Origin of the sequence: Bacillus sp. SM2101 (assembly GCF_018588585.1) — a bacterium.
GTDB classification, from domain to species: Bacteria; Bacillota; Bacilli; order Bacillales; family SM2101; genus Nanhaiella; species Nanhaiella sioensis.
On the sequence record NZ_JAEUFG010000004.1, the window covers coordinates 12,197 to 28,282 of the forward strand.

The window sequence follows — 16,086 nt, forward strand, 5'->3', positions numbered from 1 at the left end:
CTTCCTCCCCTTTTCATTTGATGTCATCCAGAGTATAAACAGCAGTTGAAGGAATATCCTTGCATAGTTCATTGAGTTGTTTTCTTCTATATTCAGTTGAAGTTAGCCATATTAATTGAGGAAAGTAACCGAGATACTTTTTTACAGACTGACATTTCATTAACCCATAGTAGTTTTCAATCTTCTTCCTGTTCTCACTCATTTTCTGTGTGAGATCTACCTCAAGAAAATGATACCTCTTTCTTACTTTGAAATATGTGTCACAAATGATAGTGTAAGTACCGTCATATACTTTGATTTCATTTTTCCAATCTGAGGGCATACCAGTATAAATGTAAAAATAGTTACGCATAATCACATGATTTATAAAACTATTTTTCTTACGCTTCTTCTGAGAATTAACATACTCTCTTCCATCCTTATTTAAATAGTAGATTGTGGAGTATTCTTCTCTAAAGCTTGATAAATAATTAGACAACCCTTTAAGTATCCGATTAGTATTTCTAACCGAGCCTAAACGATGAATTATTTGAAGTTGGTCACGATTAAGATAGTCCAGTTTCTTCAAAGACAGCAATATTTTCTCTTCTCTCTCTGTTAATAACTGGTTCAATTATATTCTCCTCCTCAATACAATGTGGTTTAACAGTTTCTTTTATGATTTCAGGAGTGATGAGAGGCGTTTGTAATTCAATTAAGCGTAGGTCTTTATATAAGGCTCTACCTTGTATTTCTGGCAGGTTTTCTGCTCCAGTTTGATCTAATACAACTTTGCTTGCAGTACCTGTATCCAATACAAAACATAACCTTCCTATGCAGTTTCTTTTCACCTGAGAGCTTATAGTCTCTGTCGTTGGATACTGAGTAGTGTAGATCAATCGTAATCCTGCTGCCCTTCCCTTACGTGCTATATCTTTCAATAGTCTTTGGCATTCTTTATCATCAGCAATATCAGCAGCTTCATCAATAATGATGAAATGTCGGTCTTTAAGCCCTGCCTCTTTCACATTTGAATATTCATTTTTCAGCAAGTAGTTTGTAACTTCATCCATTTTCTCAACAGCACATTTTAAAGCCTCTTTGGTTTCTTCGGGACTTGTTGCATATGTTTTAACTTGTTTTAACCTTCTATAACGGTTGAACTCTAATCCACCTTTTAAATCAATCAGAGTAAATGAAACATTCTCAGGTTTATTCATAATTAAAGTGTTTATAGTACAGTTCACCCAATTTGATTTACCAAAGTCAGTTGTACCAGCTACAATAATATGAGCTTTCTTTTCAAAGTCGTATTTTACTATTCCATGTCTGCTTATTCCAACAGGGACTTGCCATTCTCTACATAATTTCACCAAAGAACTGTCATACTTGAATTGGTTTGTTAATGGCTCATTGTAAACTCTAACCTTTAAAACACCATCGTATGATAGGTCAATTTCTTTCTTGTGGGTGAGTTTCTTAGTGTATAGACTTCTTATATTCTGAATGATATTACGGTCTAATTGAAGGTCTCTGAGGTCTTTTAATTGGATAGTTACTGTACGTGAATTTATCCCTGCTTCAATCGTTTTTTGCTTAGCAACATAGTCCTCGAAACTTCTACCTAATGGAATACGATAACGATATTCAGATCCCCATGTATAATCCTTTTTCTTCAATAATTGAGTGGTCAAAGTTTGACTTCCATCCTTTACATTAAGACCACTCAAAGCAAATATTTTATTTAGTTTTTTGGAGTCATTACTTACTTGGTTCTTAGCAAGATGAGCTTTTACAGCCAAGCTACCCATGAGTGTCGAAGTTACAATTTCAAAGAACAATGATCTTCCTCCTTTCCACGCCACCTCTTAATGAATACTTTAGTATTCCTCCCACACATCTAGCATGATGAAAATAGAGTGCAAAACATTGTAATAAGTGGATCTGGAATATTCCAGATTAGACTACTAGGGTGTAAATTAACTAGGGCAAATATCTAGTATGGTAAATGGTATGCGTGCCAGTTTGTCCAAAATCACAGTTTTTTGCCTTATGTTTAAAAATTGTGATTTTGGACAAGAATGGTTTTGAGGTGATACAAATGTTTGGATTAGGAAAAAAAAGAAGTAAATTTGGAAAGTGGATTGATAAAACAGGAATAAAACAAACTGATATTCAGAAGAAGTCGAAAGTAGGGCAAGGTACAATGACATCATTGTGTAATGACCCTGATTACGTTCCTAAGATTTCCACATGGGTGAAAATTGAAAGAGCGTTGAATAAAATGGGGCATAACGTACACAGGGATGACTTTTTTGACATGTAAGAGGACTGCACTAGCTGATACAGTCCTCTTACCATCTCCACATTTTACGTGAGGAAATATTTGCTCCATTATATTTACTAAAGCCATCCAAGTCAGGGAAAAGGGTCGGGTATCTAATGTCAAATGTTTCTTCTAAAATAACAAGTGATTGTTTTTTAAACTCAGGAGTAATAGCAATAAAGATTGTTGCAAATTCCTCTTCTGTTAGTTTTAAACTACCATACTTCAAGTTTTCATCAACTGCACTATATAAGAAAACTCCATGTTGAGAAGATATCCTTGGTGATACAACTGGAGGCTCAATAAACAATGGGAAATTATATTTATCTAAATCACTTACAATATCACTATAGGTGCTTATATCTTCTATAGTTCCCTCACTATCACCACCGATAAAAGAGCTATGAAGTCCTAACATTAGCCCTGTTTTATCAGGATTTTCATTTACACAAAACCACAGACCAACTAAAAAGTTTTTCGAAAAGTCTACAAGTCTGGTTGCAGCTCCATGATGCTGTAATTTTGCCAACAACTCAAAATCATTTAATTGAATGCCATTAGAGATCCTGAAACCCTTATGAGTTGCTTGATTAAGTAGATTTTTTTCATAATGGATTATATCCTTTTCGTCAATAACTTTCTTATCAAGTAGCAATCTCCTATAAGCTCCACTATCAATTGACCATGCTATATTGCTTTGCCCTCTCCACATCCAAACATTCCTACTTCCCAATCGGTTTGAAAGTAAGAAGTCCATTAATTCAGTAAAATTATTAGGGGAATAAATCTCCCCATACTGCTTGGTTTCTATTGCATCCATAAAATATGTATCTCCTATTAGCTGTAATAAATTTATTAATATTAGCGAAAAAAGTTCTACACCTAAATATCCGTTCTCCATACAATTCTTGACTTATGTAAATTTACTTCAAAGCCATGCTTTTCATAAAAATGTTTTAGCCTATCTACGTGGTCACGATCAGCAGGTGATATCCATCCTGTAATCTCTTTCACACCTTTTTCAATAGCAATTTCCTTTAAAGTTTTCAGCAAAATACTTCCATAACCCTTATTAATATATTGCTTTTGCACTTGAATATCAGCTAAATCTAATATTTTGCAATCTGTTGAAGGTATTGCATATAAACGAGAGTCTGGATAAAAAACTCCTTCTTTACTTATGGATCTTATATTAAGGATAATGTCATCGTCGTCTTTTTCTGTATCATCAATTAAAGCCCTAAATAATATCAACACATCGTTTTTTCTTTCTATAATTTTAAGTATCTTATCACCTTTGGATTCAATGATAGACTTCTGCACTTCTACTTCATACATAACATCACTTTCCTTTTTTAAAGATTCAGTATGTACCAAACTAATACCCAGCATCTCTGCTAGATCCATTACTATCCCTCCTTCACATTAACCTGTTTTTTATAAATTATCTTTTGTATCTCATCACGATTAATGAGTATTTCTGTATTCTCATCTTCAGGGAATCTCACTATATAATCCCCTCTTTTAGTAATAGAAAGAAGTTTAATATTTAATTCCTTTGAATCGCTCAGTACTATTGTCATAGTGTGCTCTTTTCTCATAGTTAGCGCTTCTTTTATTAATTCATACATTGTATAATACAAAACAAACATCAAGCTAATTACAATCCCAAAGAAAATCAAATATTCATATCTAAAATGAATAAAAATTGCTAAAATTGCTATTGAATTAAAGAAAAATGGTACATATATTTGAATTATTACTACTGATATTAAATCAACATATTTCGTTTTATCTAATGCCCAAGCTACCACAAACATTATTAACAAAGTAATAAAACCTATAGAGAGCATTTTCTCTTCATATTTTATTGTAAAAAAATACGCTGCTCCAATGATAACTGTTAGATAGAGTGTAAACAAAAAGACAGCGAATAATGTCCTCTTCCTATCCAACTTATATTGATTTTCAACCTTTTCAACTTCAGTTATATTCGTCTCCAAACTAAATGCTTTTTCAATAATAAGCTTAATTAGATCGGTCATTTGGATTCACTTCTCTCTGAGTATGTTACAAATCAATTAATCTATTATAACAAATTTTACCTACTAAATTATAATTTGTCGATATATGAAAAAAGTGATAGATTAATTGTTGGACATTTTTCACTTGAAGTAAATGAAGACAACACGGGGGATTACATATGAACTACAAAAAGCACAACTATACAATAAGTGATCATTATTTTGAAATTGATGAAGCTCACTCAGTAATTATTGTTTCAAAGAATAATATAGAGATAGCTAATATTCCGAACAACTATAACCGAGAGCTAACAGTAAATGAATTTTTTCAAATAGTGAGTGATTATAAAAGTAAACATTAACCAATAAACGCTTATATAATGAGCGTTTTTTCTCATATTATAATAATATTGATTATTTTCCTTGTGAAATTATGAAACCAAAAAGCAGTTTAAAACGTAGTACAAGTATAACTTCAAGGAGGTAAAAAAATGTTGCATGAAAGCGATAAAATTAAACAATTAGACATTACAGAGAGTACCTTAACTTTCTCTGAGATATATAATAAACCATATTTCCCAAAGGAACTAGATGAGGATATAAAAAAATCCAATTTACTACTATTGCCACACGAAGGTTTTAGAGATTTCGAAAAACCAGTATTCCCAGAGCAAACAATGGAATTCTTTAATTATGTTAAGGCCTTTGATAATGAGAATTTCCATAGTGAGATTTGTATTTCCGATGATGATTATTATGAACTTGAACTTCATTCTGCTTTAATAACTATTCCAACATTAATCTTGGACAAGGTTGTATTACCATTGGCAATCAGTATTATTGCATCATACGCACTAGAATTAAAGCAAAAACGTAAAAAAGATGTAAAAATAAAAGTAAATATGACAGTTGTAGATGGTGAAAAATCCAAAAACTTATCTTATGAGGGAGATTCTGAAAATCTCAACGAAACACTAAAAGCTGCAAATGATGAATTTTTCAACTCATAATGGAAAGGAAAAGTTATGGAATTTAACGAGATAAAACAATATTTGATGAATTTTGATGGCAGCCAATTAAAACCCAATATCCTAAATTCTCTCTCTTCTCTAAAAAAAAGAGCCGTTTCGGAAAACAATCAAATACTTGCAAAAGAAATATGGTGTATTGAACAGGTGTATAAAGTATTAAATCATTATTTAGGTGCATACAAAGACATGAAAAATAATGATTTTTACAATGCGTGGAATGAGCTAGATAGGGCTGATATTGAGTTATTCTTTTTGAGAAAACACTTTAATTACACAAATAATCAGTATAGGTTAGATTCAATAGAAAAAAACATTTATCAACTTCAAAAGTTATTTCCTTATAAACATTTTTTCAGCAGAGAATCTATTGTAAAAAAATGGAAGTTTAGTATTTGTAACAAAACTATTTCTGTAAGAAAATCATGCTCACATAGAATTGGAGAGATATACAACGGGGAACAGTGTGTTAGAATTGCACAAGATTTTGAGTTTATAGGTGTAGCTATTGTTACCGACCCTTTTGATAAGTATACGGTCGTTTTTCCAGAAGACCTTGAATACAATTACGCTATGTTAGAAAATTTAATGAAATATTTATCACACCCCTTTGAAAAATGGGAACTTGAAATAAGTAAAGAAACACTTCCACAATTTAAGAACCTAGGCAGAAATCATTCATGCCTCTGTCAATCTGGGAAAAAATATAAAAATTGTTGTTTAAAGTCCGGTGAAGACCTTTTTGACCATTATCAAATGAACTTTTTAGAAAAGTCCTCCAAAGGCATACCAACAGAACCAATACAACTAATTAATACTTGGAAAAACTAACATTGCATATTTTAACAATATACGTCTAAGCAATATTAGCCAAATGGAATGAAGACGTTTTCGATTAACCGTACTTTATATTGAATTCCTATCAATCTATCAAACTGAAAATATTCAGCCATTATGTCAAAGTCATGATAAGAACGTTTAATTCTACTCATGACTTTTTTGTTGGAGTTAATTTTTCATGCTAAGTTAAAAAGTTTTCATCATTCCCCTTATTAATATCACTACTAATAGAACCCATTTTATTTATCGGTGTTGGTAACAAGTTATTTGAAATTTCTCCAACATTTTTTATTTCTACCGCATTAGTCCTGGTGTTTGTTGATACCACAAGTAGCTCTCCATCATCATATTGATTAAAGAAAATCTTTTCTGTACGAAGTGGGTAGTGCCCGACATTCATTAGCTCAGTTTTATAAATATCCGTTGGTGATTCATTTATTTCTATGCTATGAAATTCTCCATTTATAATTACTCCAAAGTTATAGGTATGTTCATTCATTATTTTTGCTCCTTTTCTATATAAAAAATACCAAATCACAGATGAAGAATATAAATTAATCTGATAAGAAAATATGAAATAATTTAGTTTAACTAGTGTGATCCATACAAATCTTGAACAGCTAATATATCATCTTGGGTTAGCGAACGTTTGACAGTATTTGAACTAACTCTTGGGTACATAATAGCCCCAAAAACATTAGAATGTGCTATTCCTAAAATATGACCAATTTCATGAACTGCAACAGTCTCTATATCAAATTGACCCGGAAATGCCCCAATACACCATGTATGCTCAGAATCATCAAAGTGAACCGGTAAAGGTAGACTATTTACTACTACTGAACAACCGGGAGGAAAGTCTGCATGTGCTAATACATCTCCTACCATACTGTGATCTGGATCATTCGCATCTCTCCACCCAATCAAAATATCTGGCTCGTCTGCTGATGACACCTCAAGAAATCTTAGAGGAGAGACGCTTGACCAAGTATTGAAGGCATTCTTTATAGCATTTATTCCATCTTCTCTAGAAACATCTGTAGTAACCTCATCAATCGCATACCTTAAAGTAGTTCTATCCCAGTCACATACTGTTGAAAAAGCAACACTATTATTCAAGTCAGGTAAGCCACAACGGGGAGCATTCATCAAATCCCGAGTTTCTTGATCGAATTCTCCAGTTTCTTCTATTTTATAGAAATGCTGATACTTTTTTAGTGCTTCTGATGTGTTTTCATCTAAAAGAGAAGGCGAGTAAGATTGTTTGTCTAAATAACCATATTCTGATAAAAATTCTTGAACTATTTGAATTTGACTATTCTCTTCTCCAATTTTTGTTAAATTGACTTTTTCCAATTCATGTGAAAAACCATCGCTATTCTTCATATAACCACCCCTTCATAAATTTTTGAAACAGTAATTATCCTTTGTTCTTCACTTAAAAATTATGTAAAAGGTCTTTTCACTTCCAAAATAAAAAAACAGCCCTCCAAATGGAAGGCTTACAAATATATATTTAAAATAACAGCACTACTTAAGTCCTCTTTTTTCCATTCCTTTTGAAAACTCTTTAATTGTATATTTCGCATATTGTTCAGCCATTTTTCGATCAAACTTCTGATGTTGTTTAACTTCATACTGTTGATTGATTATTATTTCATATTTATCTCCTGGTTGATCAGATTTTGATGAGTTATTTTTATTAAACTCGAACTCACTCAATCTATTTGAAAAATCACTAATACCATGCACCATCACATCACTTAGTACAAATTCACCTTGTTTTAGAATAGCCGGTATTTTATCAGGCTCTAAGTTTAATGGTGCATCTCCAACCCAACCGCCATCATGATATTTCTTATATCCTAACCGTTGATTAGTCTCATGCATATCTTCAGCAATAACAAGATCAACATCATGTTCACGAGCAATTCTGCGTATTTCTGCATAGTCGTCATCTTCAATATTAGGGATATCTTGTGTATAATCATGATGGTTATCGTTGCTACTTGAACTAGAACTCCTATTAGACACTGAATCCTGTGCATCTTTTACTTTGTCAATGAGATTTAAAAACTCTTGCCAACTACCACCTAACTCCTTGATAGTTTCCTCATTCATTCCTGAGAAGTCTTCTAGAAATTCAGCAAGCTTATCTTTAACATTATCAACATTGTCATTTAGTATTTGCTCACGAACATTAGCAAAATAACGTTCATCATTCATTAACTCGTTGTAATGATACTCGGTCTCTTGACGAATACGTTCAAGTCGCTCTTTTTCAGTATCGTATTTTTCATCTTCAGCTTCTTTCTTTTCTTCTATTTCTTCCTGATAATCTTCTAATTGATCACTAAGGCTACGTTTTCTTAATTCACGAACACGGTCATTCTGCAAAGATTCAATATCTAAAATTGTTTCAGATAATTCTTCCTCAAGTTCTATCCGTTTTGCTTGACCCTCAAAAGAATTATCTAGAGCTAGATTTTTTATTCGATCCTGTAACTCTAACTTTTCATTTTGTAACTGTTGTAATGTATCCTCATAATCTTCATCATCTGCCTGACGGTCAATGAGCTTTAACTTTTCATTGATCATGGACTCATATGCATTTAATTCTTCATCATACATATCAATTTTCTTTTTGTGAGCCTTCTCTAGTTCGTCTAGTTCATCGTCAATTGTATCAAGAGCAATATCCTTTTGCTGTTCATAGACTTGCTTATATGTATCAATAATTTCATCTGCTAACCCATTAGCGTTGCGTAATCGTTCTTCATTCTCATAATCAGCCATAGATGTGATTTCCGATTCTAAGGTTAATATATTATTACTGTAGTCTAAATAAGCTAATGATAAATCATTCATTTGGTCAGTTAATTCTTTCTTTTGTGCGATTGTTAGACTTTCGGTTGCGTTAAGTACCTTTAACAATTCAATTTCCTTTTGTGTTTCATGTTGTTTTTTCTTGTATAAATCAATCTGCTGATACAATAACTTTTGGTATTCAACAGAATCTTTTTCATGTAAATGCATCGTTTTTTGTAGCTTCTCCATTTCAAAATTCAAGCCACTAGTGACAGCTTGTTGTTCTTCAATTGAACTTGTAACCTTATCCCAAGTTGAGGAATATATCTTACTTTCGGCATTCCACCATGCATTAGATAGCGAATTGATACTACTTGTTGTTTCGTCTAACTCTTGAGCTAATGCGTTATAAACTTCTTTCTGGTCATTCGTTAGCTTAGAGACATCCCCTAGTGCTTGAACCTGAGATTGTAATTCAATTTCTTTCAATTTTAGTTTTTCAGATTCTTCATGAATTAATTGTTGCTTTTCACGCTCAATATCAGTTTGTTTTTGTAATTCTATACGATAATCAGCAGAAGTGCTTGTTAATTGTTGTAGCCTACCATTTGATTCTGCGAGTAGTGTATCTAATCGATCTAATTCTTTTGCTGTGTTGTCAGATATATATAAGTCTATTTCTCTTTCTTCTGTTACACGTTCAGTTGAAGTCTTTGGAGTGGATGATTTAGTTGACTTAGGAATATTTAGACCAATAGAAGAAAAATCAACTTTAACTGGACTAAGAACAATATCTCTAAATCTATTGACAACACCTTCATACTTCTTAATGTCATCCCACATTCGCATTGCCATTTTTGGATCAGTCTCAAATAACATGGCAGCCCGGTCATTAAATTGTTGAGTTTCTACATCATAATAATCTGACCATTTTTTAGCTATGGAGTTGATTAATTTATCTTCTATGGCTGCTTTCTTTTCTGCTAAGGTAGCGAATTGTGTTAGGTCTATACCATACATTTCAACAAGCTCATTTATCCACGTCTCATGTCCTCGTAACGATTCATTGATGAATGTCTCATTAGCTTCTAACTCTTCATGTAAAGCATTCTGAGCAACCTGAGACTTCTCATTAATGACTATTTTTAATTGCTCTTGAAGGGCTGTTTCGTCACCGATAAACTGTAATAGTTGGGGATAATCGGACATGATAATTTTTAATGCTTCATCAGATAACATGTGATTTTCATTTAATTCTTGAACAATAGAATTGAGTGCTTTAATTTCATTGGTTGCTGTTTCATATTGCTTCATTAATTCTTCATGAGATAATATATTTTCATCAACTGCATCAGTATTAGCATGCATAAGATTAGTCATATGATCAATCACTTGACTAGCAATCGTTACCGAACTAAACGCATTTGTTAAAGAGTATTGCCAATTTGAAAAATCAGTTTCACCTTTGATTAAGGCTGTGTTCATTTCTCGTAACACATTAACTTGTTCCTCATCTAGCCCCTGTATATCTTCAATAGAAAATATGTCAGCAATATTTGCTGGTAGACTCGTTAGTGTCTCACCAAGATCCGTTACAGCGTGAGTTGTATTATTAAGAAATTCTTCATACTTAAACCCTTCATCTGCTATGTCAACAAGTGCAACCTTTTCATCAATAAACATCTGAAGGAGTTGTTTTTGATCATCAGTTAGATTTTGAGATGCTCCTGATACAGCTAAATATGCATTGGCTTTTTCACGTATGAAATCGCTACTGTTTGATAATATAAGGCTTAATTCTCGCTCTGTTTCAAGCATTTTTCTATTGTTGAGTATGGTTTTTTCTTGCAATTGAGTTTCTGTAAAATTAATTCGAGGATGCTTTATTGGTCGATTTAATTTTACTATTTCCTTTTGAAGATTCTTGACTTCTTTTGCTCGGTCTTTAAGATCCGATTCAAATTTAGCAATTGTCATTTCATCGTAACTTTTCTTGAGCTTTTGAGCATACTCTAGTTCTTGCTTTACAACATCAACACTTCGTAAATGAGCTTGACCTCGTTCGTCTACTTCTCTTGTTAATATTGGGAATATCTCATTAAGTTTATTTTGTACATCAAGGTATTCTTGAGCATCTTTTGACATTTCACCGTTGTTAACTTTTTCAGTGAGAATTTCATACTGGAGAGCTAATGATTTTATTTGTTCAGAGTTCTCACGATACAACTCATTAATATTATCCTGTTCTGCTTTCAACTTTTTCTGTTCAGTTCTGTATTTAGATATCGAACCAATTAATTTTTCAATAGCAAATGTCGCTGCAAATATAGCTGCAAGTGGAAGGAATGTAGTTGAGAGAAAAGTTTTTAATCCTTTGAATGCATTGGTTAAAGTAATCGTTGAGGACTGTAATATTTTCTGTGAAGCAACTAGTCTTGTATTTTCCATAATTGTAGCTTTGATATTTTTGTTTAATCCTAAAACAGATAGTGCTAATGCTGTCACCAATGGAGCTAGTAAACCTGTTTTATCAATGACTGATACAAAACCTTCAATGGATGCAACATATGCTTTTCTACTAAGTTGTTGGAACTGATCAATTAATGAGTCATAACGTACTTCATTTAACTCATCTAATGCACCTGAAGTCATTGATACATGATCTTGAACATTTGCAAGTGATAAGTATACGTCAGCTTCTAAATCCTCAAATTTCGCACCAAACAAAGGAACAGAAATAAGATTTCGTTGTAAGTTAGAATCCAAATCACCCAATGCTTTGAATACTTGACTAAGTGCTTCTTGTGCTTGATCTCCACCATTGGCAAACATATTCATCATCTTATCAGCATTAAGTCCCAATGCTTCATATGCTTCAATCGTTGATTTAGAAGCATCCTTACTCCGGATAACCATCTCTTTAAGTCCGTCCAACAAAAAGTCAATCGACCATGCTCCGTTCTGAGAGCCCTCAATCATGACATTAAACATCTGTTCCGCATCATAACCTAAAGTTTTAAGGTGAACAGAATACTCAGCAATTGAATCACTTAGTTCACCTCGCTTATCTAATCCCGACTGAACACCTTGTACGTATAAATTAAATGCATCATTAGCACCAATACCAAACTGCTTCATCAATTGGTCAATAGCTTGCATTGTTTCTTGAACAGGCTTACCAAATGTATCTTCAAGAATTAAAGCTTGCTTAGTCATGTACTCTAATTCTTCCCCTGTTTGTTGGGTAATCTGCTTAACATAAGCCATAGCATCACCGACATGAGTTAGTGATTGACCTACATTCCCTCCATAAATTGCTTTCATGGAATTACTCAATTGTTCCATTTCTTTTGTTGAAGCACCAGTGGCAGCCTGTAATCTATTTAATTCTTGGTTAAACTGTTCTAACGCAACCGTAGCACCTGCAAAACCAGTAGCAAATGCAAGACTCATCGTTCTGATAGATTTATTAATCTTTTCAATATTAGGTTTTACTTTAACTAGTTCTTCATTAAACCCCTTGAAGTCATCCTGTGCCTTTTTCACATTTGTTTTAAATTCCTTGGAGAAGTCAGCAATAGTGACTTTTGCTTCTTTCATGCTATCCTGAAATTGTTTAATATCGATAACCAAATCAGACTTTACTTTATAGTTTTTAGCCATTTCATCACCTTCCTTACACAAAAAAAAGGACACCCCATGAAAGAGTATCCCTACATTGTTTTTAACATTTGTTTTGCTCGTTTAATAGCATCAAAATCAGTCTCTGCATTTAATGATAGAGTAGCTTCTTGTTCACCCATTAGATTATTAAGAAACTCTTTTCTAGCTTCACTTTCCATATTAGGCAGTAAAGCAATCTGAGCTTGCATGATGTATTCTTGACGTTTCACCTTTTCTGCTTCACGTTTAAGATAGAAAAATTCATCAAGTGGATAATTTAGAATGTCGTTTCTACTCCAATGATAGGTTGAAGCAAATAAACTTATTATTCTTGTAGTCGATAAAAGTTCCTTATCTATGTACTCGGATTCTTCAGTTACTTCGTCTGAGCCTGAAACAACGTCATCAGAATCTTGAAGGACTTTTTTACCTCTTCAATTATCACCTTTAAGTTATTAATTTCTAAGATAGCATTGAATAATGGTAAGAATTCATCTAATCCAATCTCTTCAATTATTTCTTTATCAATATCAGAAGCCACAGAAACAAACTCAAAAACTTCATCATTAAATAGATGCTGTATTGCTGAGGATGTTTCATTAATCATATTGTTATCTTCATTGGTATCAATGTTCATAATCACATCGATAATTTTGTTAGGTAATCCACTTATTGCTTTCATTACTTGAGAGTATTTTTTCATGGGAATCTTATTTATTTCATAAGTCTTACCTTGTACGTATACTTTTTTCATATCCTTCAACTACATCACCCTCCTTTATTCTGATGCTTCACCAATTCTAAAATAGTTACCTGCTGTTGACGGATCCCCAGTACGTGCTAATGCCTGAAACTCCACTTCAATTTTTGATGTATCTTTTCCGTATCTACGTTTATACTCTGTGTTAGGAAATGCTTTAAAGATAGTAATGTCATATGATTTATCATCAACAGGAAGTTTACGAGGATGAACAGTAATTTCTTTTGCTTTTTCTCTTGCACTCTGCCACAACTTTCCGTCCTGGATACCTTTAGTCGTTACCCCATCTTTGATTTCTTCAGCAAATGGTAAGATCATCATAATCTTGTCATAGTCTTCTTCATGCATGGCACACTTCAAACGAACATCCCATGCTTCAATTAATTTATCGTAGTGTTTTAATTCATACAGATCTATATCAATAAGTTCTGGTTTGGCTATGAATTCAGCCGCATCAGCCTGCACACCAATATTCATACCATCTACTAAAATGTCACTCATTCCATATAAAACTTTAATATCTTCTGCCATATTTAAAACATCCTTTCAATTTTCATTTTTGTATTAGAAATGCTAAATCTAGTGAAAACTCATCCCTATTTTCAGAATCAGCATAGAGATAAGATATTTCGGTATATGCGTATGAACGCAAAATAAAAAAACTATCCAATTGATAGTTCTCTTTGTCGTGGAATAGATTGAAAATGTTATTACATATATTCATTCCATCATTATAATTGGTGGATCTTACTTTAATTTCTAATGTTAATTCTCTTGTTGGCTCGTACAGCTTAGGAGGAAAACCACCACTTGCAATGACTGAGGCAATTTCATCAGGCTCATCAGGATAGTAGTTGACGAACAATTTATTGCTATCGACAATGTTATTACTTTCAATATGGCCTACTATTGCATCTATTAAATGACTCAAGGTATCACCCCTTCAGCTTCCCAATCACCAATATAGAAATAACGTAATAGCTCACTGTCTCCCTTATCCATAGGCACTCCAATAAAGCGTAATTGTAGATTATCTAACTTTTTATCATACACCTTTATAAACTCCTGTTCTGGATCAACTATAGCTCTAAACACCACTATGTCATGTTCCTTTGATTCACCTTTTTGCTTGGGATGGATAATTAGAGGCTTTCCTGTTGTGTCTACATTTTGAGGAGTAGCATAAAAGCCATTCTCGTTAGATTCATGACTTAAAGCTAATTTTAAGTTATTATACGATTCTTCATGTAAAGATAAATCTAATGACACGTTATATTCATCAAGTAAGTATTTTTGTATTGCTTTACCTTTACCACCATATACCTTTTGATATTTTGGAATTGCTGAGAACACACACTTATCTGCTAGATATGTTAACGTCATGTCTCCATATGTTACTTCACATAGACCAATACTAAATTTAATATCTTCAATCATCATCGTATACCTCGTATGCAGAACCGATATGATCCATGTATCTGTCATTGTATTTCTTTAATGGGCGTTCGAGATACTTACGACCAACTTTCATCCCATCGAAACTAGGTTTCTGTTTAGACCTTTCACCTAGCTCATAAAAGTCTTCATGCATTTTCAAAGCATACTCTTCTGTATATCCAACACTAGCGACAATCTTATCTCCTTGCCTTGATGCAGGAGTTACAGAACCACTTGCTGTTAAATCACCTTCATCAATGGAAGTAAGGTTTTGAGAAGCATTAAGTAAATCTTCAGCCACTTCATTAGTTTTGACAATCACTTCATCAACTACATCATCAGTAAAATTATCAAGAAACATTTCAAATTGATCTAAATTTAATTCTTTATCACTCATACGAACACCACCCTCCGAGTGACATTACCCAACATATCTTTCTTAGGCTTAGTAGCTATTATAGTGTAATCATTCTCGTTGTACTCAATAACGTTATCTTCGTCAATGTCAACATCAGAACTCAACCAAAATTCAATTGAAGAAACTACTTCCTCTGCTGCTTTATTCTTTACTTTCCTGTATTCTTCTCTGGCTCTACACTTCGTATAGACAGGATTCCCTTTAGTAAATTTACCGTAACGATCCTTTACCATTTCCCATACTACACAGTCCTCATTGAGTAAATCATTAATCATACAATTTTACCCCAATGACGTTTAATTAATGGACGTAAGAATTTTTTTGCAATAGGTGAGATAATCGTATTATCCATTGAGACTGACACATCATCTACACCGTATGACTTAACTCCTTCTTGTTGTAATCTATATCTATCTTTCGAGAACATTAGAAGATGAATAGCTTGCTCATAAACAGCAAAATGAAAGTTGTTACTATCAGCGTAATTTGGACGTAAAGTGAAAGAATTAACTAACATTGTTTCGGCTGTATTTAATGCAGATTGTTGTTTATCATTTGTGAATGTCATCCAGTCATCATATGAAAGATGATTTATAAAATAATCATTTGCCTTTTGAAGTTCCACCATTATCTTTCACCTGCTTATTACCTTTTGGCTTCTTTTTCACATCTTCAATGGTGTAGCCTTTACGTTTGAAATAATCAAGGAGATAAGGGAAATCAGTTTCCCCTACTCCATTGACAAATTTCACTTTCGCTACTTCTCCATTGAATAGCTTGTTTGGAGAGTATATTTTTTTCAT

At 32.9% G+C, this 16,086-nt stretch carries 21 protein-coding genes; 4 read left to right on the forward strand and 17 right to left on the reverse strand.

Translation table 11 applies throughout. From position 1 onward, the window contains the following. Positions 1-13 precede the first annotated feature (13 nt). Complete coding sequence (locus JM172_RS04765) at positions 14-613, reverse strand: replication-relaxation family protein (protein WP_250886518.1); 600 nt, start codon at positions 611-613, stop codon at positions 14-16. Beyond that, entirely contained in the window at positions 546-1,820 is a 1,275-nt protein-coding gene (locus tag JM172_RS04770) for an FtsK/SpoIIIE domain-containing protein (RefSeq protein WP_214480955.1), read from the reverse strand. The genes JM172_RS04765 and JM172_RS04770 overlap by 68 nt, the downstream gene beginning before the upstream one ends. A gap of 167 nt (positions 1,821-1,987) precedes the next feature. Here JM172_RS04770 and JM172_RS04775 point away from each other — a divergent pair, with 167 nt between their 5' ends. Then, a complete protein-coding gene (locus JM172_RS04775) occupies positions 1,988-2,305 on the forward strand; it encodes a transcriptional regulator (RefSeq protein ID WP_352222914.1) in 318 nt (105 codons plus the stop codon). A gap of 28 nt (positions 2,306-2,333) precedes the next feature. On the opposite strand, the gene JM172_RS04780 is transcribed toward JM172_RS04775, so the two are convergent. From JM172_RS04780 to JM172_RS04790, 3 genes are read right to left on the reverse strand one after another with little or no spacing between them, the layout of a single operon-like run. Then, positions 2,334-3,206 (reverse strand): FRG domain-containing protein, encoded by an 873-nt coding sequence (locus tag JM172_RS04780; protein ID WP_214480956.1) that lies wholly within the window; start codon positions 3,204-3,206, stop codon positions 2,334-2,336. After that, on the reverse strand, positions 3,188-3,712 hold the full coding sequence (locus tag JM172_RS04785; protein WP_250886519.1) for a GNAT family N-acetyltransferase: 525 nt from the start codon (positions 3,710-3,712) through the stop codon (positions 3,188-3,190). The genes JM172_RS04780 and JM172_RS04785 overlap by 19 nt, the downstream gene beginning before the upstream one ends. Positions 3,713-3,714: 2 nt before the next feature. Continuing rightward, entirely contained in the window at positions 3,715-4,350 is a 636-nt protein-coding gene (locus JM172_RS04790; RefSeq protein ID WP_214480957.1) for a hypothetical protein, read from the reverse strand. A gap of 158 nt (positions 4,351-4,508) precedes the next feature. Here JM172_RS04790 and JM172_RS04795 point away from each other — a divergent pair, with 158 nt between their 5' ends. The 3 genes from JM172_RS04795 to JM172_RS04805 all read left to right on the forward strand — a co-directional run bounded on the left by JM172_RS04795 (position 4,509) and on the right by JM172_RS04805 (position 6,188). Continuing rightward, positions 4,509-4,691, forward strand: coding sequence for a hypothetical protein (locus JM172_RS04795; RefSeq protein WP_214480958.1), 183 nt, complete (start codon positions 4,509-4,511; stop codon positions 4,689-4,691). Between the two features lie 129 nt (positions 4,692-4,820). Next, positions 4,821-5,339 carry a hypothetical protein gene (locus JM172_RS04800; protein WP_214480959.1) on the forward strand — a complete coding sequence of 173 codons (519 nt, stop codon included), beginning with the start codon at positions 4,821-4,823 and terminating at the stop codon, positions 5,337-5,339. A gap of 15 nt (positions 5,340-5,354) precedes the next feature. Next, positions 5,355-6,188, forward strand: coding sequence for a YecA family protein (locus JM172_RS04805; RefSeq protein ID WP_214480960.1), 834 nt, complete (start codon positions 5,355-5,357; stop codon positions 6,186-6,188). Between the two features lie 190 nt (positions 6,189-6,378). Here JM172_RS04805 and JM172_RS04810 read toward each other — a convergent pair whose 3' ends face one another. The 12 genes from JM172_RS04810 to JM172_RS04865 form a co-directional block, all read right to left on the reverse strand. Then, positions 6,379-6,696, reverse strand: a complete 318-nt coding sequence (locus JM172_RS04810; RefSeq protein WP_214480961.1) for a hypothetical protein — start codon at positions 6,694-6,696, stop codon at positions 6,379-6,381. A 92-nt stretch (positions 6,697-6,788) separates the two neighbouring features. Next, on the reverse strand, positions 6,789-7,583 hold the full coding sequence (locus tag JM172_RS04815; RefSeq protein WP_214480962.1) for a matrixin family metalloprotease: 795 nt from the start codon (positions 7,581-7,583) through the stop codon (positions 6,789-6,791). 144 nt (positions 7,584-7,727) lie between these two features. Next, a complete protein-coding gene (locus tag JM172_RS04820) occupies positions 7,728-12,668 on the reverse strand; it encodes a phage tail tape measure protein (protein ID WP_214480963.1) in 4,941 nt (1,646 codons plus the stop codon). 50 nt (positions 12,669-12,718) lie between these two features. Next, on the reverse strand, positions 12,719-12,898 hold the full coding sequence (locus JM172_RS04825; protein ID WP_214480964.1) for a hypothetical protein: 180 nt from the start codon (positions 12,896-12,898) through the stop codon (positions 12,719-12,721). Between the two features lie 146 nt (positions 12,899-13,044). Then, on the reverse strand, positions 13,045-13,431 hold the full coding sequence (locus JM172_RS04830) for a hypothetical protein (RefSeq protein ID WP_214480965.1): 387 nt from the start codon (positions 13,429-13,431) through the stop codon (positions 13,045-13,047). Between the two features lie 15 nt (positions 13,432-13,446). Then, positions 13,447-13,959, reverse strand: coding sequence for a hypothetical protein (locus JM172_RS04835; protein WP_214480966.1), 513 nt, complete (start codon positions 13,957-13,959; stop codon positions 13,447-13,449). 22 nt (positions 13,960-13,981) lie between these two features. Further along, the gene (locus JM172_RS04840; protein ID WP_214480967.1) at positions 13,982-14,359 is read right to left on the reverse strand and encodes a minor capsid protein; all 378 of its coding nucleotides are present in this window, start codon (positions 14,357-14,359) and stop codon (positions 13,982-13,984) included. After that, positions 14,356-14,913 (reverse strand): hypothetical protein, encoded by a 558-nt coding sequence (locus JM172_RS04845; RefSeq protein WP_214480968.1) that lies wholly within the window; start codon positions 14,911-14,913, stop codon positions 14,356-14,358. The genes JM172_RS04840 and JM172_RS04845 overlap by 4 nt, the downstream gene beginning before the upstream one ends. Continuing rightward, entirely contained in the window at positions 14,858-15,262 is a 405-nt protein-coding gene (locus tag JM172_RS04850; protein WP_214480969.1) for a hypothetical protein, read from the reverse strand. The genes JM172_RS04845 and JM172_RS04850 overlap by 56 nt, the downstream gene beginning before the upstream one ends. Next, positions 15,259-15,558 (reverse strand): hypothetical protein, encoded by a 300-nt coding sequence (locus JM172_RS04855; RefSeq protein ID WP_214480970.1) that lies wholly within the window; start codon positions 15,556-15,558, stop codon positions 15,259-15,261. The genes JM172_RS04850 and JM172_RS04855 overlap by 4 nt, the downstream gene beginning before the upstream one ends. Continuing rightward, on the reverse strand, positions 15,555-15,908 hold the full coding sequence (locus tag JM172_RS04860) for a hypothetical protein (protein ID WP_214480971.1): 354 nt from the start codon (positions 15,906-15,908) through the stop codon (positions 15,555-15,557). The genes JM172_RS04855 and JM172_RS04860 overlap by 4 nt, the downstream gene beginning before the upstream one ends. Next, entirely contained in the window at positions 15,886-16,086 is a 201-nt protein-coding gene (locus tag JM172_RS04865) for a hypothetical protein (RefSeq protein WP_214480972.1), read from the reverse strand. The genes JM172_RS04860 and JM172_RS04865 overlap by 23 nt, the downstream gene beginning before the upstream one ends.